Source organism: Pedobacter sp. MR2016-19, from assembly GCF_014947265.1.
Lineage (GTDB): Bacteria > Bacteroidota > Bacteroidia > Sphingobacteriales > Sphingobacteriaceae > Pedobacter.
Map to the genome: position 1 here is coordinate 35,925 of NZ_JADCNK010000018.1, position 21,441 is coordinate 57,365.

General features: G+C 38.1%; 18 protein-coding genes. 3 read left to right on the forward strand and 15 right to left on the reverse strand.

The features are described 5' to 3' along the window. Window positions 1–43 precede the first annotated feature (43 nt). Together IM793_RS19130 and IM793_RS19135 are read right to left on the reverse strand one after the other, a co-directional pair. Window positions 44–1,345, reverse strand: a complete 1,302-nt coding sequence (locus IM793_RS19130; protein WP_193424142.1) for a c-type cytochrome — start codon at window positions 1,343–1,345, stop codon at window positions 44–46. Window positions 1,346–1,600: 255 nt separating this feature from the next. Beyond that, a complete protein-coding gene (locus IM793_RS19135; RefSeq protein ID WP_121284005.1) occupies window positions 1,601–2,581 on the reverse strand; it encodes a deoxyhypusine synthase family protein in 981 nt (326 codons plus the stop codon). Between the two features lie 530 nt (window positions 2,582–3,111). Here IM793_RS19135 and IM793_RS19140 point away from each other — a divergent pair. Continuing rightward, on the forward strand, window positions 3,112–4,242 hold the full coding sequence (locus IM793_RS19140) for a BamA/TamA family outer membrane protein (protein ID WP_193424144.1): 1,131 nt from the start codon (window positions 3,112–3,114) through the stop codon (window positions 4,240–4,242). Between the two features lie 355 nt (window positions 4,243–4,597). On the opposite strand, the gene IM793_RS19145 is transcribed toward IM793_RS19140, so the two are convergent. The 6 genes from IM793_RS19145 to IM793_RS19170 all read right to left on the reverse strand — a co-directional run bounded on the left by IM793_RS19145 (window position 4,598) and on the right by IM793_RS19170 (window position 13,317). Continuing rightward, window positions 4,598–6,976 carry a TonB-dependent receptor domain-containing protein gene (locus tag IM793_RS19145; protein ID WP_193424146.1) on the reverse strand — a complete coding sequence of 793 codons (2,379 nt, stop codon included), beginning with the start codon at window positions 6,974–6,976 and terminating at the stop codon, window positions 4,598–4,600. 5 nt (window positions 6,977–6,981) lie between these two features. Next, window positions 6,982–9,156, reverse strand: a complete 2,175-nt coding sequence (locus IM793_RS19150) for a M56 family metallopeptidase (protein WP_193424148.1) — start codon at window positions 9,154–9,156, stop codon at window positions 6,982–6,984. An 11-nt stretch (window positions 9,157–9,167) separates the two neighbouring features. Further along, a complete protein-coding gene (locus tag IM793_RS19155) occupies window positions 9,168–10,721 on the reverse strand; it encodes a M56/M15 family metallopeptidase (protein ID WP_193424149.1) in 1,554 nt (517 codons plus the stop codon). Further along, the gene (locus IM793_RS19160) at window positions 10,718–11,086 is read right to left on the reverse strand and encodes a BlaI/MecI/CopY family transcriptional regulator (protein ID WP_193424151.1); all 369 of its coding nucleotides are present in this window, start codon (window positions 11,084–11,086) and stop codon (window positions 10,718–10,720) included. The genes IM793_RS19155 and IM793_RS19160 overlap by 4 nt, the downstream gene beginning before the upstream one ends. Before the next feature lie 775 nt (window positions 11,087–11,861). Continuing rightward, window positions 11,862–12,530, reverse strand: a complete 669-nt coding sequence (locus tag IM793_RS19165) for a DUF1345 domain-containing protein (protein ID WP_193424153.1) — start codon at window positions 12,528–12,530, stop codon at window positions 11,862–11,864. Window positions 12,531–12,534: 4 nt separating this feature from the next. Next, window positions 12,535–13,317 carry an O-methyltransferase gene (locus IM793_RS19170; RefSeq protein WP_193424155.1) on the reverse strand — a complete coding sequence of 261 codons (783 nt, stop codon included), beginning with the start codon at window positions 13,315–13,317 and terminating at the stop codon, window positions 12,535–12,537. Between the two features lie 44 nt (window positions 13,318–13,361). Between IM793_RS19170 and IM793_RS19175 the strand changes: the two genes are divergently transcribed. Both IM793_RS19175 and IM793_RS19180 read left to right on the forward strand, forming a co-directional pair. Then, a complete protein-coding gene (locus IM793_RS19175; protein WP_193424157.1) occupies window positions 13,362–14,231 on the forward strand; it encodes a transglutaminase-like domain-containing protein in 870 nt (289 codons plus the stop codon). Between the two features lie 52 nt (window positions 14,232–14,283). Then, window positions 14,284–15,378, forward strand: a complete 1,095-nt coding sequence (locus tag IM793_RS19180) for a glycoside hydrolase family 18 protein (protein WP_193424159.1) — start codon at window positions 14,284–14,286, stop codon at window positions 15,376–15,378. On the opposite strand, the gene IM793_RS19185 is transcribed toward IM793_RS19180, so the two are convergent. The 7 genes from IM793_RS19185 to IM793_RS19215 form a co-directional block, all read right to left on the reverse strand. Beyond that, entirely contained in the window at window positions 15,345–15,827 is a 483-nt protein-coding gene (locus IM793_RS19185; RefSeq protein ID WP_193424161.1) for a CAP domain-containing protein, read from the reverse strand. The genes IM793_RS19180 and IM793_RS19185 overlap by 34 nt on opposite strands. A gap of 66 nt (window positions 15,828–15,893) precedes the next feature. Continuing rightward, window positions 15,894–16,721 (reverse strand): glycoside hydrolase, encoded by an 828-nt coding sequence (locus tag IM793_RS19190; RefSeq protein WP_193424163.1) that lies wholly within the window; start codon window positions 16,719–16,721, stop codon window positions 15,894–15,896. A gap of 406 nt (window positions 16,722–17,127) precedes the next feature. Further along, the gene (locus IM793_RS19195; RefSeq protein WP_193424165.1) at window positions 17,128–18,039 is read right to left on the reverse strand and encodes an alpha/beta hydrolase; all 912 of its coding nucleotides are present in this window, start codon (window positions 18,037–18,039) and stop codon (window positions 17,128–17,130) included. A 2-nt stretch (window positions 18,040–18,041) separates the two neighbouring features. Continuing rightward, complete coding sequence (locus IM793_RS19200) at window positions 18,042–18,431, reverse strand: type II toxin-antitoxin system VapC family toxin (RefSeq protein ID WP_193424167.1); 390 nt, start codon at window positions 18,429–18,431, stop codon at window positions 18,042–18,044. Then, the gene (locus IM793_RS19205) at window positions 18,413–18,613 is read right to left on the reverse strand and encodes a hypothetical protein (protein ID WP_193424168.1); all 201 of its coding nucleotides are present in this window, start codon (window positions 18,611–18,613) and stop codon (window positions 18,413–18,415) included. The genes IM793_RS19200 and IM793_RS19205 overlap by 19 nt, the downstream gene beginning before the upstream one ends. Before the next feature lie 74 nt (window positions 18,614–18,687). Next, window positions 18,688–19,762 (reverse strand): peptide chain release factor 2 gene (prfB, locus tag IM793_RS19210; RefSeq protein ID WP_132399187.1). Its coding sequence is split into 2 segments (ribosomal slippage): window positions 18,688–19,701 and window positions 19,703–19,762, totalling 1,074 coding nucleotides; the frame shifts between segments, so codons are not numbered across the junction. Window positions 19,763–19,903: 141 nt separating this feature from the next. Further along, a complete protein-coding gene (locus IM793_RS19215; RefSeq protein ID WP_193424170.1) occupies window positions 19,904–21,208 on the reverse strand; it encodes an amidohydrolase in 1,305 nt (434 codons plus the stop codon). Between the last annotated feature and the right edge of the window lie 233 nt (window positions 21,209–21,441).

Here is a 21,441-nt window from a genome sequence, read left to right on the forward strand (position 1 = left end):
CTATATTACTGTTTATTCGAACGTTCTTACTAAACTCTATCTATTAATAGTGGCATTTACCACACTCTAAACCACCCAATAACGCTGGTGTAATTTTCTCGCCTTTTTTAATCTTTTCGTGCGCTTCGATAACCTTAGCGTAAAAAGCATTATTTTTCTGACCAGAAATATCTGTTTCTTTATGGCAGTTAATACACCATTTCATGGTTAATGGAGAATATTGATAAATTTCTTCCATGGTATTAACCGGACCGTGACAGGCGAAACATACAGGCTCGTTTGGTTGTAATCCTTTTGCTTTACGGATGGCATCTTCTGCAACAACTACGTGCTGAGAGTGATTGAAGTAAGCAAAATCAGGAAGGTTGTGTACACGTACCCACTCCATTGGCTTAGCTTTACTCTCATCATATTTCTGCGTTTCCGGATCGTAACCTAAAGCATTATAGATTTTTTTGATCTCAGGAGAAATCTCGCCATCATATTTATCTCTTGCCTGAACAGCTTTATGGCAGTTCATACAAACGTTTAATGATGGGATAGTTGCATTTTTAGATTTAAACGCTCCGTTGTGGCAATACTGACAATCGATCTGATTGATACCAGCGTGCAACTCGTGAGAGAATTTAATTGGCTGAACTGGCTGGTACCCGGTATGAACACCAGTATTCCACATGCCCATCCAACCGAATGAACCTAAACAGATGATTAAACACAAGATAAAGAACATCACAAATTTCTTGTTTTTGAACATCTTGCGCACACCAACCTTTAATGGCACATCTTCTTCAATCTCGATACCTTGTTTTTGTAAAATCAGGCGCTCTAACAATTTAGAAGCACGGCCTAAGATTACTAAAATAACAATCGCCAATGCAACGATAGCTACAATACCAGCAATTGATAAACCTGAAGTGGTATCATCTTTTGAAGCAGAAGCAGCAGAAGTAGCAGCATCACCAGGTGCTTTTGGCTCGCCTTCTTTAATGTATGCTAAGATATCTTTTACTTTCGCCTCATCTAACTCAGGGAAGGTAGTCATTGCTACTTTACCATTATCGTTAAACAATTTAACAGCTGCAGGATCTCCGGCAGCAATCATAGCCGCGTTGTTAGGAATCCATTTTAACAGGAACGCTTCAGGGTGACGATCGCTTACTCCTTCTAATGCCGGACCAATAACTTTGTGATCTAACGCATGGCACGAAGAACATTTTGCTTTGAAAAGCGTTCTTCCTTCTTTAGCATCCTGCGCATTTACGGTAGAAACCGCTATTACGGAAATTGCTGAAAATACGAATAACGACTTCCAAACGCTTTTTAAAATCATCGAGATATCTCTCATAATGAACACTTTATACTTATTTAATTTACTTTTTGTTGTGAAATTGATGCTGAACTAGGGGTAGCCCCACCAAAACTTGAACAAAAGTATAACTTATTAATAAATCCCATGACATAATAGTGACTTGAAATACAATTTATAATCATTCTAAACAAATGCCAATTCAAGCCATTCAGGCAATAAAAATGCCCATTTTTGACAGGTTATCTCCAATGGGCATACTATAAACCAATTTGGTTTATTTATTTTTTCTGATTATTGTTTTAATATCCAGGCAAACATTAACGGTGCTACAATTGTCGCATCACTTTCTACGATAAATTTTGGCGTGTGGATATCCAGTTTACCCCAGGTAATCTTTTCGTTTGGTACAGCACCAGAATATGAGCCATAAGAAGTGGTCGAATCAGAGATCTGGCAGAAATAACTCCAGAAAGGAATATTTTCCATTTCCATATCCTGATAAAGCATTGGCACCACACAAATCGGGAAATCGCCGGCAATACCGCCACCAATCTGGAAGAAGCCGATTCCTTTACCACCACTATTTGCAATATACCAATCGGCCAACCAGCCCATATATTCAATACCACCTTTTACCGTAGTTGCAGTAAGTTCCTTTTTCATTACATAAGAGGCGAAGATGTTACCCATAGTAGAATCTTCCCATCCTGGCACCACAATTGGCAAATTCTTTTCTGCCGCAGCTAACATCCATGAATTTTTAGGATCAATTTCATAGTATTGCTCCAAATCGCCGCTCAAAAGCATTTTGTACATAAATTCATGCGGAAAATAACGCTCACCTGCAGCTTCAGCATCCATCCAGATTTTATGGATGTGCTTTTGCAAACGGCGGAAAGCTTCTTCTTCAGGGATACAGGTATCGGTAACGCGGTTGTAATGGTTCTCTAAAAGATCCCATTCATCCTGCGGACTTAAATCGCGATAGTTTGGTACACGTTTATAATGGGAATGTGCTACCAGGTTCATAATATCTTCTTCAAGGTTTGCACCTGTACAAGAAATAATAGCCACTTTATCCTGGCGGATCATCTCTGCAAGTGAAATTCCCAATTCTGCAGTACTCATCGCGCCAGCAAGTGTGATCATCATTTTACCACCTTCATCTAAATGCGTTTCGTATCCTTTAGCCGCATCCATCATTGCCGCAGCATTAAAATGGAGATAATTACGCTCCATAAACTGAGATATTGGTCCTCTTGTATTGCTCATTTTGTTTTGTATTGTTTGCCGCAAAAATAGGTATTTAGGCCGAAAGGTGAAAACGTAAAAGCGTTTAGCGTTTGGGGCATGGTGTTTGGCGCATAGCGTTGGTTAGTCCAGAGTCCTCAGTCTGTAGTCTAAAGTCGATTAAATCATAAAAAGTGAGCTTTACCAGCGATCGTCATCCTGAACGAAGTCGAAGGATCTTTTTTGGAAAGCAATAGCCATAGCCATTATTAAAGTTAGTCCGGCTCGTTTGTAGTGCCGGCGTGAAGCCGGCAGCTACCACTTCAATCGGGTTTAGGTGGCGGCAGGCATTGCATGAAATCCCCAGCGATCGTCCTCCTGAACTTGTTTCAGGATCTGTGAAAAGGAAATTTAATAATAGGGATAATTTAATTTCAAGTTTAAACCAGTTAACCAACTTCTTACTAAATTTCCTTTTCTTTGCGGTAATGAAAACCATCATGAGCAAACCACTTACAATACGAGGATATGCTAATGATAGCTTCATCGCCTATAAAATCAAAAAAAACTTGATGAAAAAATATTATCTGATTATTTTACTTGCGCTCATTTCAGGAAATTCGTTTGGACAGATGAAACTGATCAAAAAAATGCTCTCAAACGAAAAAGATACTACCCGTAAAGCAAGCTTTTTACCTTTACCAGCCTTTGGCTATAGTCAGGAAACAGGATTTGAGTTTGGCGTGGGTGCGATTTATTCTTTTTATGTAGACCGTAAAGACACACTAAACCGCAGTTCGAACTTCGCGTTGAATACCACCTACTCCACCAAAAAGACAGCAAACTTTATGCTTAAAGGCGATATGTGGTCCAAAGGCAACAAATACCACTTTATTGGCGATATCCGTTTTAAAAACCAGCCCTTTAATTTTTATGGCATAGGCAACGATGCTAAAAAAATAGATGAGGACAAACTAGACCAAAGGATTTTTAAAACACTTTTTGATGCCGAAATGAATACTTTACCCAAAGCTTATACAGGTGTTTCATTAGGTTTTGAGAATTATCATTTTATAGACAAGCAAGCCGGAGGCATTTATACCACTAACCCACAAATTTTAGATAAAGATGGTGGTTCGGTAGCCTGGATCGGTGCATCGCAAAGTTACGATACCCGCAACAGCAACAATTACCCCACCAAAGGTTTTTTTGGGAGAGCAACCTACCAATATGCGCCTGATTTTTTTGGTGGAGAAAGTTTTAACGGCTCTCAAATTAAGTTAGACCTTCGTGGTTTCTTTAGTTTAGCTCCGAAAGTGGTTTTGGGCGTTCAGGGTATTTATTACACCATCCAAAGTAAAAGCACGCCATTTTATCTGTTGCAGCAGTTAGGGAACGACCAAATGATGAGAGGCTATTACAGTGGCCGTTACCGTGATGAAAACCTGATGGCAGCACAGGCCGAAATCCGCTACCGTTTTATGAACCGTTTTGGGATTGTGGCTTTCGCTGGTACGGGTAAAGTATTTGCTAATGGCCAATTTAATGGCGATGGATTAAAACCAAATTTTGGTGTTGGCGGTCGTTACTTTTTTGATCCGGCAAAAGGTTTAAGCGTCCGCTTAGATTATGGTATAGGAGAAAAATTGCCAAATGAAAAACGCCAGGCCGGGTTTTATATCAGTTTAGCGGAAGCGTTTTAAGGGGATGGACAATGTAAGAGGGAAAAGGGATGATGGCATTTTGAGTTCTTCCCATCTGTCTTGTCATCTTTAGGGGTTAATTATTGTATAAAATCAATATAAATGACATAGAAGCTTTAGGAGATAACTACCTCAAGTAATCGTCATTTCGAGCGGAGTGTAACGTAGTCGAGAACCACGAAGTGCTCAGCGAAGCTAAATCTGCCTAGATAGATCTCTCCATTCCGCTACGCTTCAGTCGAGATGACGACTTTTCCTTAGATCTATCATTCATAACGCAATCGAAAAATTTTAATCATAGATACACACGGATCAACACAAATCCCTTCCATCTTCCATATTACCTCTTCCATAATTAATTATTTCTCCTCCGCTCCTCTTCATTCCCCAACTTCCTATCCTGCTGTTTAATTTTCTCATTACCGAAATTATAACGGAAGGTAAGCCGTATCTGGCGGCTATCGTAATAGTTGTTGTATTCCTGCCTGATGTTATTTACCAGACTATTAAAACGGTAACGATTTGTTTTTAAAACATCACTTGCCGTAATCGCCAATTGTATTTTTTTATTAAGGAATAAAGCTTTAATCCCCAGATCGAGGTTATATTGACTTTTATTTTGATTCAATCCATCAACAGTTGGGAACTGGTACCAGAAATTGGCTTCACCCAAAATGGTTTTAGATTGGTTAAGCACAAATTGATTGAGCGTAGAAAAATAAGCGCCAAATCCGTTCAGACTACTTTGGGTTTGTGCAATGCCAGAATGAGATGCGGTATAAAAAACATCTGCTTGATTGATACTCTCCCACCATTTCAAAGGATTTAGCGTAATGGCATTGCTGAACTGGTAATGATATCCAGTGATAAAGTTCAGGGGTTTGGCAGCCTGAATATTCGTGCCAGCATCAATAAAATTGACATCATTAAAGCCGTTTGTGGTATGACTAAAAGATAATGTCGTGGTGAAGACATTATTGTAAGTATGAGAAATTTCGATGTTGTCGTTATACGATGGCTGTAAAAAAGGGTTTCCTTCGGTATAAGCATATTGGTTGCTATACCAGCGGAAAGGATTTAGTTTGCGATAAGCAGGCCGGTTGATCCGGCGGCCATAATTAGCAGAAAAAGTGCTTTTGTTATTTACACGGTAACCGATGTAAAGCGTAGGAAAAAGCCTGAAATACTCACTTCGATTTTGTTCATTAACCGAAACGCCATCAATCTGTGTGTATTCTCCTCTCAGACCAGCCTGAAAATCCCAGCGCTTTAGGCTTTTATTATAGTTAATGTATAGGGCTTGTGTGTTTTCCTGATAATTAAAGAGATTCGTTTGGCCGGGTTCCAACTCATAAACCGTATTGCCAACTTTATAAAAAGCAAGATCACTCTCATTATGGATAAAACTCAGCTTTGCGCCAAAAGATAGCTTAAAGGTTTTATAAGGCAAATCTACATCAGCTTTTACTGTAAATAAATCTATATTTTGTTTACTGGCCGATAGATATTCGGCAAAAGAATTCGGGCTCACTATTCCATTTTGGAAATAACTCGTGTTGTTAAAAAATCTTTCTTTATCATCCCTGTATCTAAACCAATCGCCATTTATAATCAGCTGTTTCCCTGCAAAATCTAAGGCTCTTTTTAAATAAACGTTGGCCGAGTGATAATGAGATCTGATTTTGGCATAAGCATCAGAATTCAGCACTGAATCTAAACTACCTGTTTTATTATAAACAGTAGTTTTAATATTTTCTTCAGAATGGAAGTTGGTTAAGCCACCGTTGTAAGAAAATCCCAGTACCGTTTTTCTGGAGGCCTGGTAATCCATTCCGATCTGTCCACTTGGCACCGTCCTAAAATTCCGGTCTTTATTTACAATGTTCCAGGTTTGTGTTGGATAAAAAACATCACTCTGCTCTAAAGGAACCAGAGATCCTTTCCGTATATTAAAGTTTGTGGAAAGCGTAATCTTATTTTTCCTGTAACTTAAACTCCCACCTGCAGATACCGTTGGATGAATAGCTTTTGTAAAAGCGGTATTTATCGACCCCTTAAATCCTTCGGCAGCAACTTTCTTTAGTACAATATTGATCAAGCCATTATTTCCCTGTGCGTCGTATTTTGCCGGGGGATTGGTAATCACTTCAATCCTGACGATGTTATCTGATGAAATTGACTTTAAATAATTAGACAGCTCATCATCAGATAAGAGCACCAATTTATCATTAATCATAATATTAACAGCACCTTTGCCCACCAATGAAACCCTATCATTCAAAACCCTAACTCCTGGCACTTTAGAAAGCAATTCCAAAGCATCTGTTCCGATGGCAGAAACACTGTTCTCCACATTAAAAACGGTCCGGTCGATCTGTTTTTCTATTAAAGTTTTTCTGGCACTGATCTGAACGTCAGTAAGCTTGTTTGGATTTTCCTGGAGCTGAATGTTGATCAGCGTATCTCTGCTTAAGGTCATCAACCTGTTCTCAACTTTGAAATTGAGTGCAGCATAAGTGATCGCATATTTTCCAGACTGCAAATTGCTGAACTGGTAAAACCCGAGGCTGTCTGTCTGTGTATAATTGACCTGATTTTTAGCGCCCGAAATTTTAACGGTAATGAATGGCAAAGCTTTATGCTCATGGTCAGTTATCTTCCCCGAGAGTTTAAATTGAGCATTGCAATTGGTCATGATAAAAAATGAAGCAAGAAGGGCTAATGTTCTTATCATTCAAACTATTTATTGCCCTGCCAAACTTCAACTTTACCATTAATATCAAATTCACCATAAGAACCGATCGTTGTTATTCCGGTTAGTTTGTTTCGAAGGATAAGATTTTTAGCCGTTATTTTTTCCGTATTCTTATTATAGGTAGCTTCATCGGCTGATATGGTAAAATTTTTATAATCCAATTTTGCTTTCCCATAAAGCGTAACAATTGATCTGTCCCTGCTCATCTTTACAGAATCCCGGGCACTATAAGCTGCATCTGAATTGTCGATATTATCAATATAAGCAATAGAATTAATCAATTTTTCAAGATCATTGCCTGTTTTAGTTTCATCACCGATATCAATACGATAATCTCCTTTTTTTAGGTCAAACGTCATGAGGTTAGACTTTACCATGACGTTTTGTTTAGAATTTTTAAGCGATGCATTTTTGGCGATCATTTTATTGTTAGCTTGATCCAACTCAACATACCTGGCCTCTAACCTACAGTTGCTAATATCAATAACCACATTTTCCAGGTAAGAAACTTTATGCTGCACATCACCAGTCATTTTTTTGAAGGAAATGATTTTAGGCTCAACCGGTTCCAAAACTTTTGCTGCTTCGTTTTTTACTACAGCTACTTTCTGTTTCCCGTCACTAAAATAAAACCGATTATAAAGTGCTTCATTTTTGATTGTATATTTTTTAGGTTCAGAATACAGCACAATCATTTTATCGGTAGTGTAAGTATTCTTCGACACCAATTTTTCGCCAATAAACTTAACCAATACATGATCGCCAATTTTTAAATAGTTGTTATGTATGTTTTGCACCTTAAGATTTAAGTTGATGGTAAAAAGGCCATCATTCAGAACGATCTTTTCAATCTTACCATTAACATTTTTCTCTATGGATTTAATTTTAGATGAGGCAGAACGCGCTTTATTGGCTTCGTATAAAAAGGCATGGTTTTCTATTTTCTGCTCGTAAATTAAACTTCCGGTTAAGGTGGTAACTTTTGATACGTTATAGATCGGCCCATTAGTTTCTGCGATAACTTTGCCGCTTTTATCCGTTTTTTTCATAATAAAGCCTTTCCCTGATATATAAACGATAAGTTCATCGCCAACTTTAATCTTTTCTTTAAAATTGGTGGCTTCAATCGGGTAAATTTTTCCATCCGATAATAAATCGAATGTATAAAGACCTATAGTTTCTTTTTTAATGTTAAGGACTTTCCCCTTCAAGGCTCCTTCGTAAAAGTCTTTCGAAGGCTTGCTTTCATCTTTTATATTTTGTGCGTACACTACCTGCACGGCAAATAACCAGACCAATCCCACAGCAACGGGGATAGCCAATAAGTACATTAATTTTTTCATGTTTTTAGATTTAGCGTGGAACAACATTTTAATCCGGGCCTTAATCGGGCTCTTCACAAAGTTGTGGATTAGTGGCATATTACTTTTGCTTATCGCCAGTTTTAAGAGTAGATTGGCGTATGCCCCACTCCCATAATCTGCGGAAGTAATCTCATCTGCCTCATATTCATGCGCCTGCTCTAAAGCTTTATCATATAAGTAAACTATGGGATTAAACCATAAAACGGATTTAAAAACCATTAAAATAATTTTATCTATCGAATGGTATTGCCTGGCGTGTACCTGCTCGTGTTTAAGCAGAACCGATAAATCCGTTGCACTTAAATCCGCATCGTTTATAAAAACATAGTTAAAAAAGGAGCAGTTGGTAAAACCTTCTGTTTTGGTAATCAGCTTTAGTCCACTACTATTTTTGGTATAATTCCATGTATGTTTAAGCAAAACGAATAAGCGCAATAGGCAAAGGAGCAATAAAAGAAAAGCGATGCCACTATAAGCATAAGCCATTATTCCCACCCAATCAATTTTAGATGTCACCTCTGGCTGGTATTCGACCATAATGGGCTGAATAAGTTGCACAGGGGCAGGTTGAATTGGTTTTAAATCAGGCATATCAACAAGCTCAGTTTCTAACATTGGCATTTCACGTTTGACCTCAAGCTGCAAAGCAGGAATAATAAAACTCAGGAATAAAGAAGCCAGCAAATAAAAACGGTTGATTTTAAAGAAGGTGAGCTTTCTTAAAACCACCAGGTAAAAACCAAAAAATAATGCCGTACAGGTAGTAACTTTAAGCAGATAGGTTAACCATTCCATAACTATAATTATTAACAGCCCCGTTTAGAAAAAGATACAAATCCATCCAAAATCAAATTACTGATTCTCCGGATATTTTTTTCCTGATTGATGTAATTTAATGTTTTACTGTCGGATATATTGCCGAGTTCAATTAAAACTGCCGGCGCCTTTGATTCTCTCAATAAAAATAAACTTCCGTTTTTTAAAGAATCTCTTACTTCCATTCCATTAAGCTGTTTTAACTTGCTTAAAATACCTGCACCCAGATCTTCAGCAGCCTTAATATTACTGTTCTGTTTCGAAACATAAACCTCAATACCATCGAAAGGCACAGGTGCATCTACCTTTGTTACATTATGATGAATGGATATAAATGCTGTAGCTTCTACCTTAGGTAAACGATCTCTAAGTGATAAAAACTGATCGGTACTCCTGGTTAATATTACTTTTATCCCTCTTTTTGCGGCTTCTTCCTGTAATATTTTCACCGCCCTTAAGTTCAGGTCTTTTTCTTTTTGCCCATCAAGTGCAGAACCAGCTCCGTCTTTCCCTCCATGACCAGCATCAAGAACCAATATAGGGTCTACTTCGTTATAAGCAGCATTTGGATTCACCTTAATATTGCTCTTTAAATAGTTCATAGCATAAACATTCGGCCTTACCGCCGCATCTGCAGAAGCCTGATTCCCTGCCGATTTTCTCTCAATAATAATTTCTTTTCGGTTTATAAATGCCATAAAGCAAAACATTAAAACCGGAACAATAACTAAATAAGCAAGCTTTTGCAGTTTTGCGTTTGGTTCTTTGTACAACATCATGATTCTGTTTTTTAATGGGAGTTTACTAAAACTATTCATAGCTAAATTTTGGGCTGGCATAGCCAGATTTAAAAGTAAAGAAGCATAAACCTTCTTATCTGCAACTTTAGCGGTTTCACGGTCGGCCAGAAATTCGTGATTATGATCAATGGCATTCCGCCAGAAATAAATAATGGGGTTAAACCAAAGGATTGCCGTAACGAAATTGACTAAAAGTTTGTCGACGACATGCAGCTGCTTCACATGAACCAATTCATGTTTTATGACCAGATTCTTTTCTTCACACTGCAAAGAGGAGTCGATAATAATCTGGTTAAAAAAAGAACAGTTTTTTATGTTAGATTTCTCATTAACCAGGATAACAGCTCCGCTCCTGTTAATAGCGTGTTTACGCAGCTGGATCTGAATACGTACCATCACAAACAGCATTCTAAAAACAAAAAAGACTAAAATTGAGCAATAACCATACATAAACACTTGATCCCAGTTTAGGCTATTATTGGCGGCACTGCCTTCATCCACAAAATCCTGCTCAACAACACCATCATTACTATAGGCCATTTTTGATGGAATCTCCTGGTTACTTACCATTATTTCATGGCGGTTTTCGATCGTAAGTGCTGGAATAGCAAAACTCAAAACCAACATCAATAATAAATAAATACGATTCAGGTTAAAAAACGTGAGCTTGGCAAGCAATAACCGATATACAGCAAAGAATATGAGTGTACAGGCCGAAACCTTTAATAAATAAATTAAAATCATGATTTCGAATCTTGGTTAATGATTTTCTTAATTTCTTCTATATCTTTTTCACTTAGTTTTTCCTCTTTTACCATAAATGACAACAGGCTGGTTGGAGAATTATTAAAATAGCCGGCAAAAAGCTTAGAGAAAGTGGTTTTGGCATATTCATCCTTTGTGATGCCCGGAAAGTACTCGTATGTTTTCCCGTAAGCTTTATAACCAACATAGCCTTTCTTTTCTAAAAGCCTTACAATTGATGAGATGGTATTATAAGGCGGTTTAGGTTCGTCTTCAAGTTCATCAATAATATCTTTCACAAATGCCTTCTGCAGTTTCCATAAAATCTGCATAATGCGCTCTTCTGCTTTGGTCAATTCTTCCATACTCAAATCTATAACTTACTTTTCAGTTTTACAACTAAAAAACAAGTTATATTACTGAAAAATCAGTTTAAAATCATAAAAATCTGATATACAGTGTTATAAAATTAAAAACATACACCTATTTGAAAATGAATGACCTGTGGCTCTTGGCTCTTGTAGCCCTGCCATTCGCTTTACTTCGTTACACTACATGTTCGCTGCTGACAGGTTTATGACCGAAAGGCTTGCCCCTGATATGGAGCCAAAAGTATTTAACTGTTGCTTCTAAACCCGATCGAAGCGGGATGCCGATTCTTCATCGGCAGAAGCGGGAGCGGGACCGAAGCCCGCCAAAAGAAAGGACTGCTCATTTCCTAATCCTAAACATTAACATTTTTATTTGAAAATGAACGGCCTGTGGTTCTTGGCTCTTGTAGTCCTGCCATCCGCTTTATCCCGATGAAAAAATCGGGATGTTCGCTGCTGTCAGGTTTATGACCGAACGGCTTGTCCCCTGGTATGGAGCCAAAAGTATTTAACTGTTGTTTCTAAACCCGATCGAAGCGGGATGCCGATTCTTCATCGGCAGAAGCGGGAGCGGAACCGAAGCCTGCCAAAAGAACTGGACTGTTCATTTCCAAAAACTGCTCTAACTGGTTGGAATAAATCTTTTCACGGCATCTCCTCCTGTTAAAAATGATGCATTTTAAAGATCCTTCACTGTGTTCAGGATGACAAAAAATGTGGGGTGATAGATATCTCCACTTCGCGATGCTTCAGTCGAGATGACGATTCGTTACTTGCTTAGCCCTGCCAATGCATTAATGGTTAATGCTACAATAACGGTATTGAAAATAAAGGCGATTAAACTGTGCAGGAGGGAAAGTCGTCTAAGCTCCCTATTCGAAATTTCGACATCAGAAACCTGGAAAGTCATGCCCAGAACAAAAGAAAAGTAGGCAAAGTCGATAAAATCAGGTTCATCATTGCCTGGAAACTCCAACCCCGAGCCACCTTTTTCCGATTTTTCCTTCCGCTTGCCGCCATAATACAAATGGGCATAACGCATGGTAAAAGTAGTATGTACTAAAAACCATGATAAAAACATGCCAAGTATGGCAATGATTAAATCTAGCGGTTCAATATCCTTATTAATTAGCAATAGAATTACCGCCAGTAAACCGGCGAAAGTAGAAACCACTACAATGACAAAAATTTCTCCACGGGTTTCATCCTGCATTTTGGCTTTTAAATGAGTTTCGGCAGCAGAGGTATGAAAAAACATATACCAATGGAGGGTATTTAACACCACACAAAAAACATCCCACCCAAACATAATATGCGTAAGGGTATCCATTTTACAAAGAAATGAAAGCAGGTAAGCTGCAATTCCTGAGAAAAGGCTAAGCAGCAAAACAAAAAGTGCTGATCGTTTTTGAATGCCTGCTAATTTCGGTTCCTGCATGGGTTTAAAACTTAAGTTTAAAATGTTCTTTAACCTGCCCCTTTTTAAAATAAACCAATCCAATCCAAAATAAATCGATGGTTACCGTAACATCAGGGTGGTTTTTAATTTCAGTCCAGGCTTCTTTCATTCCTTCGCTCCAATAAATATCGTCAAAAATGAGTAACGAATTTTCGGTAACTTTTGGCAGGCACCATTTAAAATAATTCAAAGTAGCATCTTTCCGGTGGTTTCCGTCGATATATACAAAATCGAGGCTGGGCTGGCGGGCAATAATATCGGGTAAAATTAAGTCAAAGTTGCCCACATGGAGTTCAATATTTTCTAAATCCAAATCCTGGAAATTTTTCCTGGCTACCTCTGCAGTCTGCGGACAACCTTCTATGGTGATGATTTCGATCTGTGGATCTGTTTTAGCAAGATAGGCAGTGGTAATGCCTAAACAGGTACCCAATTCAATTGCACTTTTTGCCTGGGTATTTTTAGCTAACCGATAAATAAGCTTAGCTAACTTTGGGCTTTTTAATGCATTCTTGGCAATCTGACTCACCTTCTTGGTACGGCTTTTATTAAGATGAGAACCTGCTCCAAGATCTGTAACGTTGATTATTGAATCGTCATTAAAAAGTTTTTTTCGTTGCTCTTCTATATTTTTATATTCAGATTTGTCGTTAAAGTCGTAAATTACCTCATCAGCGAGCTTGTACACAAATGGCGAATGCGTTCCATGTCTGCTCTTAGCTGTTAAACGGTGTTTAAGGTAATCTTTAATAAATTGAAATAGCATAATATTGCAAAAGTAATTAAACGCCGCAAACGTATGTATGTTTTATGGAAAATATCGCAGAGATAAGTGCTTTAGTAAAACTGTTGGATGATCCGGACGAGGAAGTATTCCAGCATGTAGAAAAGAAACTGCTTGAATATGGTGGTGAAGTAATCCACTATTTAGAAAATGCCTGGGAACAATCTTTCGATGGCTTGATGCAGGAGCGCATTGAAAATATTGTCCATCAAATTCAGTTCAAAACTGTTAAAGAAGATCTAAACCTTTGGTATTTAAGTGGTGCTTTTGATTTATTACAGGGCGCTATGATTATAAACCGTTACCAATATCCTGATTTAGACGAGCAAAAAGTAATTAACCAAATTGAAGAGATAAAAAGGGATATCTGGCTGGGGCTGCAGTACGAAATGAGTTCTGTTGAGAAAGTAAAACTGATTAACCACGTTTTATACCAGCAATATGGCTTTGGCGGCAACACCAAAAACCACCACGATCCTCAAAACTCTTACTTAAATCAGGTTTTAGAAAGCAAAAAAGGCAACCAGATTTCGCTGGCCATTATCTATTCTACCCTGGCTCAAAAGTTAGATCTGCCCGTATATGGGATTAATTTGCCGCAGCATTTTATTTTAGGTTACATTGATGATAGTAAGCAAGAGGGCGCTGAGTATGGTGTGCTATTTTATATCAATGCTTTTAACCGTGGTAATATTTTTGGCAAACATGATGTGGATCAGTTTTTGCGTCAGCTTAACTTAGAAGCTTTACCCGAATATTATAAACCCTGCAGTAATACCGATATTATCCGCCGCGTAATCAGAAACCTGATTTCGGCTTATGAAAATGCCGGAGCAACTGAAAAAGTAGCTGAATTAAACGAACTCCAAAACATTTTAGCAGAAAATAGCATTTAAATTCCCCCAACCAGTGTACAAGAAAATTAGTAGTTTACCTAGAATTTGCCTGATGGCTTTAATGCTTTTCGCTGGTAGCCTAAAGGCGCAAAAAACGGTAAAACCCAATGTAATTGCCTATTATAGCGGGCAAAATACGGTAATAGATCGCTTCCCGATTGAAAAACTGAGCCACCTGATTTACAGCTTTGGGCATTTAAAAGGCGATAGTTTAAACATCACATCAGCTGAAGATTCGGCTTTGATTTCGAAAATGGTAAAGCTCAAAAAACGTAACCCCAACTTAAAGGTAATGATTGCCATGGGTGGCTGGGGTGCCTGCGCTTCTTGTTCAGAAGTATTTAGCAGAGCTGATGGGCGAAAAACATTTGCTGAAACAACTAAAGCACTTTTAGATTTTTTTAAGGCCGATGGTATAGATATCGACTGGGAATACCCGGCTATTTCAGGTTATCCCGGGCACAGGTACACGCCTGATGATAAGCATAACTTTACTTTATTGATTAAAGAACTGAGAGAAAAGCTCGGCAAAGAAGCAGAGATTAGTTTCGCAGCCGGAGGATCCCAAAACAGCATCGATTCTTGCTTTGAATGGGACAAGGTGATGCCACTGGTAAACCGGGTAAATGTAATGAGTTACGATCTGGTAGGTGGATATGCATCACAAAGTGGACATCATTCACCTTTATATTCTAGCCCACAACAAACTTTATCAGCCGATTATGCTGTAAAAGCTTTAATTGGTTTGGGGGTACCTGCGCAAAAAATTGCTTTAGGAGCAGCATTCTACGCCCGTATTTTTCAAAACACGACCAATGCGAACCAGGGATTATACCAGCCAACAAAATTTTTAAGCAGCCTTGCTTTTAAGGATTTCAACAAACAGTTCTCAACCAAAAATGGCTATACTTATTATTGGGATGAGGTAGCGAAAGCTCCTTATTATTATAATCCGAAAACCCGGTATTTCGTTACTTTTGATGATCCAAAATCAATTTCATTAAAAACCAAATATGTAATTGATCAAAATTTAAATGGCATCATGTTCTGGGAATTAGCTAATGATTTGTATAGCAATGGCTTACTGAACGTGATTGATAAAACAATAAAAGATTATAAGGACCTACCAAAGGCTACTACCCAATAGTTTTGCGCCATACCTGCACCAGCTTCACTACTTTTAGCATCCATCATGGCTTTACAATGGCTTATACTATTTTTCCACGCGGTAATGACCTGATCTACCTTAGAATATCCCTTGGCTAAATTTTCTGCCCTAAAATCACCTTTATAACCTGCGCTTAATGCACGTTCGGCGGGAGTACCGCCATCTGGAGATAAATGATCAAAATAGTTTTGTTCTGCCATGTCTTTTGCATGCATTATTGCTGCATTTTGCAACTGGTTATTTGAAGATAAGCTGGGTACCGGTGCCATATATTCAGCTCCACAATTACATCCGCTCTGTCTTAGCAGATTAATCCTGTTAATCAATAAAGCAACATTGTTTTGTGGCGTTGTTATTTCATCCTTTTTGCACTGCGTTAGTAAAACACAGAGCAATATACCGCCAAGAAAGAATAAATATTTGTTCATATTTTATTTATGATACAAATGGAGGCAGCTGCAATGCTACCTCCAAATTAATTATTGTTTAAGCAACTAGAAAGCTCTTTCTCTACCCAGGTAAATGTTTTTACCAGTGTACAAAGTATTACCAGACGGACCAGGAGCGCCACTATCACCTTCCATTTGCATGTTGATGATTAGCCACATGGGTTTATTTACCGAATTACTCATGGTATGCTTGGCCACCCAAACATTATCAATGTAATAATGGCAATCTACATCAGTTGCACTTACTTTGTTGTACCAGCATTTATAATTGTGGTACGAACCTGCACTAGAAACTGCTGTAAGTTTATTTTCCCAACCACCATCATAAGTGTTTTGCCAATTGGTATTATTGCCTTTAAATTCCATAATATCGCTTTCTGGTGGCCACGAATTAACGCCCGTAATCCAGAATGCAGGCCAGGTACCTTTACTTGTTGGCACGGCAAAATCTCCTGAAATGGTATAACTGGGAAACTGATCATTAATGAGCACCTGTTGCTTGGCATGGCATGCGCCGGAGTTATACCAAATGGCCACATTGGTAAAGCCATTAGCTGTACTATTTCCAGGTGATGTAGCTAAGCGGGTAGCTTTAATTGTTAATACTCCTCCACTTAACGAGATCTGATTATGGTTAGAAGAACTGCCCACCATACGTGCCGAACCATTATGATCAGTACCCCAGGGATAGTTGTAATTCCACTGTGCCTCAAAATTAGCATAGCTGGCAAAAGAATTGCCATCAATTAATGTCTCCCAGGCTTTAACCTGGCCATTTTCAGATTTAATTTCAGCCTTATCTTTTTTGCAAGATAAAAGCCCGGTAAACAAGCATACCAATAGCAGGCTCCATTTCATTGTTTCTTTTCTCATTTTTTTTGAATTAGGTAAATATTTGGTTAATTGTAAAAGCATTACGTTTGACCTAACTTCATAAAAACTGAATAAAAGCATATTAAATTCAAAACTGTAAATCTGCTTGTATATTTTACGTATGTGGTTAGATCATTTGCAGCATCAAAGTCAAAAATGACATATACGTAAGCAAATTTATACAAACCATAACTAAAAAATAAGGGGTTAAATCGTAAAAATAGAGTGGTAAAATGGGATTTATAGCTTGTTCACCGAAAAATGTAAAAACGATATAAAAGCAAGAGCCTGACCACAAATCATGATCAGGCTTTATTTAAATGTTTAAATTTCTATTTGGCTTATCAAATAAGTTTAAAGTGGTTTAAATTAAATCAGGTGAAGAGGTTAAAAATCATTGAGGATATCAAAATTTCTCTTTCTTCATCCAGGTAGCCAATAAGTTAAACCAGTCTACATCTGAAGTTTTATTAATCAGACCAAAGCCATGTCCACCTTTTTCATATAGATAAATATCAGTATCTACCTTATTCTGCTTTAGTGCTTCATTCATTAAAACACTATTTTCATAAGGAACGGTTTTGTCATCTTTAGCATGTACAAAGAAAACAGGGGGCGTTTTTTTATTCACATTTTTATTGGCCGAGAAATAATGTTTTAAACTATCAGCAGGATTTGGCCCCAATAAATTCTTCATAGTACCTGTATGTACTGATTCTTCGAAACTAATTACAGGATAAATTAATGCAGCAAAATTTGGTTTCAGATTTATCTTTTCTGGATCAGAAATTTTGAGATCGTTATAATGAGCAATCAAAGTTGATGCAAAATGTCCACCTGCAGAAAAGCCCATAATCCCAATCTTATTGGTTTTAATCTTATATTTTTTCGCATTTTTTCTAACCAGATAAATGGCTTGCTGTGCATCTTGCAGCGGTCCATAGGTCTTATCAACCATAATTTCATCGCTCGGCAAACGGTATTTCAATACAAAGGCGGTTACTCCAATGGCATTAAAGCGTTTAGCTACATCAGTTCCTTCATGACTAAAAGCCAAGGCGCCATAACCACCACCCGGGCAAATGATTACCGCTGTACCGGTGGCAACGTTTTTAGGTGCTTCGAAAACAGTTAATGTAGGTATTGATACTTTGGTAATACTTAAAGTGCCATTTGAGCGAATTTCGGTATTTTCTAAATAATCAGCAGGAGTTGGCTTAGCACCTGGAATTTCTCCCTGGTATAGGGGCACAATTTCCTGGGCATTTGCTGTAATGAAATAAAGAAGCATTATTGATATTAAAAAAAGTTTATTCATAACTATAAAGTACTCGGATTAACACATTTCAAGGATGTAACTTTAGCAAAATCTTTATCATTATCTGCTATAAGAGTCAGGTTATTTACTAAACAAGTTGCAGCTATTAATGCATCAGGCAGTTTTAAGTTGTGTGTTTTTCTAACCCTAATCGTTTCAGCAATAATTCCATCCTGCAGGCCTAAAATAATTGAAATTGATACAAATTTTTGATATACAATAATATCATCTGGATTTGTTGGCTTCCATACCTGTAATTCTATTTCTGAAATAAACGACATCACAGATTCTACATCCACGATATCATCCATATATTTCAAACCTTTTGGAGAGAAGGTTCCATTTAAATATTTTATGGCCGCCGACGTATCAATTAAATATCTCTCTGCCATTCTCCACGCAAATCATTTAATTGTGCATCAATGGCTTTCTCATTCATCTGATTTTTAATTTGATTGCGAAGTTCAGAAGTTTTGATGTTTTTTTTAATCACTCGGATAAGATGCAATTCTTCCAATTCCTTCAAAAGTTTATAAGCTTTTTGATTGGTTAATTCTATGATCAATGTATCCATAATGGTTGAGATTAATAAAGCCCTGCTTTAGTCAAATATACAAAATTTACAATTAATTGAGCTGAGGGCTCAATTTAAAACTCCATTAAATAAGCCTTCAAAAAATCATTTATATCGCCGTTTAAAACTGCGTCAGGATTAGAGGTCTGGTAATTGGTACGGTGGTCTTTCACGCGCCTGTCGTCCAAAACATAACTTCTGATTTGCGAACCCCACTCTATCTTTTTCTTCGATCCTTCTACTGCAGCAATTGCTTCATTACGTTTCCGTTCTTCGATTTCATACAATTGAGATTTAAGCAACCGAATCGCATTCTCTTTATTCTGTAATTGCGATCGCGACTCCTGGTTTTTAATAATAATACCCGATGGTTTATGGTATAAACGTACTGCGGTTTCAACCTTGTTTACATTTTGTCCGCCGGCACCACCCGCCCTGAATGTTTCAAATTCAATATCGGCTGGGTTGATATCAATCTGAATGGTATCATCAACTAAAGGATAAACATATACCGAGGCAAAAGAAGTATGTCTACGGGCGTTCGAGTCGAAAGGCGATATCCGTACCAAACGATGCACCCCATTTTCACCTTTTAAATATCCGTAAGAAAAATCGCCATCGAATTGAAGCGTTACCGATTTTATCCCTGCAACCTCCCCTTCCTGGCTATCCTGCTCGGTAATTTTGTAACCGTTCTTTTCACCCCACATCATGTACATCCGCATGAGCATGTAAGCCCAATCGCAACTTTCAGTTCCACCAGCCCCGGCAGTAATTTGTAATACCGCAGAAAGCTGATCCTCTTTGCTACGCAGCATATTTTTAAGTTCGAGTTCTTCTACAGCAGTTTTGGCAATCTCGAACTGATCCTGAAGTTCAGCTTCTGAAGCATCTCCGGATTGAAAAAACTCAAACATCACCACTGCATCCTCTACCGCGTTGCTGGTTTGGTTAAAGCCATCCGTCCATTTTTTCTTTGAACTGATTTCGGCAAGAATTTTTTCTGCTTTTTTAGGGTCGTCCCAGAAATCGGGCGCCATTGTTAATTTTTCTTCTTCGCGGATGGCGTAAAGTAGCTCATCAACGTCAAAGATACCTCCTCAGCGACGTTACTCTGTCCCTTAAATCCTGAATATTTTCTTTGGTCATGGAACAAATATATAAAATCGCTTTGAGCATAGCGCATGGCAGAAAGCAATTTCAATTAAAACTGATCCTTATTGTTTGTTAACCAATTTTATTTTCTTTATTCATGCACCATGACTAATAAACCAATAACAAATGAACCTCTTATTTTTTCATCGACATATAATCCAACGTTAGATTAGAGAGTAATTTAACCCCTAAAACAAACCCGCTTTCATCAAGGTAAAAATCCGGAGTGTGGTGCGATGCTGCTTTTAACGGATCTTTACCTTTTGGCATCCCTCCTAAAAACACAAATAAACCAGGTACTTTTTCCTGAAAGAAAGAGAAATCTTCTGCACCGGTAACTGGTGGTTTTAATTTCACATGATTTTTACCTGCTGTTAATTCCATGCTTGGCAACATCTTTTCGGTTAGTGCAATATTATTAAAGGTAACCGGATAATGATTACTGTAAGGAATTTTCACTTCGGCTGTTGCGCCACCTGCCTCAGCTGTTTTGATAGCGATGGTTTTAATCCTTTCGATAAACATGGCCTCATCTTCCTTACTAAAGTTGCGCACTGTACCTAACATTTCTACTTTTTCGGGGATAATGTTCGATCGCACACCACCATTAATGGCTCCAATGGTAACCACTCCGGGGTTTTCGGTCACATTTAAATTCCTACTCACGATGGTTTGCAGGCTATTGATAATCTGAGCGGAAACCACCACCGGATCGATACTGCTCCAGGGGTAAGCCCCGTGCGCCTGGCGACCGATAACAGTAATCTTCATATCGTTAACTGCAGCCATTGTTCCACCCGGGCGATAAGTTACATCACCAACTTCAGTTTGAGAGTTGATGTGTAAACCGAAAATCACATCAACTTTAGGATTTTCGAGCACACCTTCCTTAATCATTAATGCTGCGCCACCTTCATCTCCCGCAGGCACACCTTCTTCAGCAGGCTGAAATATAAATTTCACCGTCCCTTGAATATCTTTTTGCATAGATGCCAGCACTTCTGCTACCCCCATTAAAATGGCCACATGACTATCATGCCCACAGGCATGCATGACACCAACCTCTTGTCCGTTATACTGTGTTTTCACTTTCGATGCAAATGGAACATCTACCCGCTCGGTAACCGGTAAGCCATCCATATCAGCACGTAAAGCTACTACAGGGCCTGGTTTCCCTCCTTTTAGCACACCAACTACTCCTGTTTTGGCAACGCCGGTGGTTACTTTTATCCCTAAAGATTCTAAATGTTTTGCAATAATACCGGCTGTTCTTACTTCGGTATTTCCTAACTCTGGGTGTTCGTGAAAGTCACGTCGCCAGGCAATTACTTTTTGTTCAATGGCATCCGCTTTTTTTGAAACCAATGGCCTTAAATCTGATTTTTGTGCAAAAGAATTTAACGCCAGTAGCGAAAAACCGATCAGGGATATTTTCTTCATAAATGAATGGTTTAGTTTAGGTTGCCCTAAGATAATCAATTTTAGGAAGAGATGGAATTTGGTTTTACCTGAACAGATAACGATAGGAGTCTGCAAGTATCGGCACTAAGGTTTCCAAAATGGATTTTAGAGTTGTCAACTTTAATGGCAGGTTTGCTATTAAAGTTGACAACTCTTCTTAGTTTAATCAACATTAAAAATTCTTATTGATTTAGAACAATAAAAAGACAATT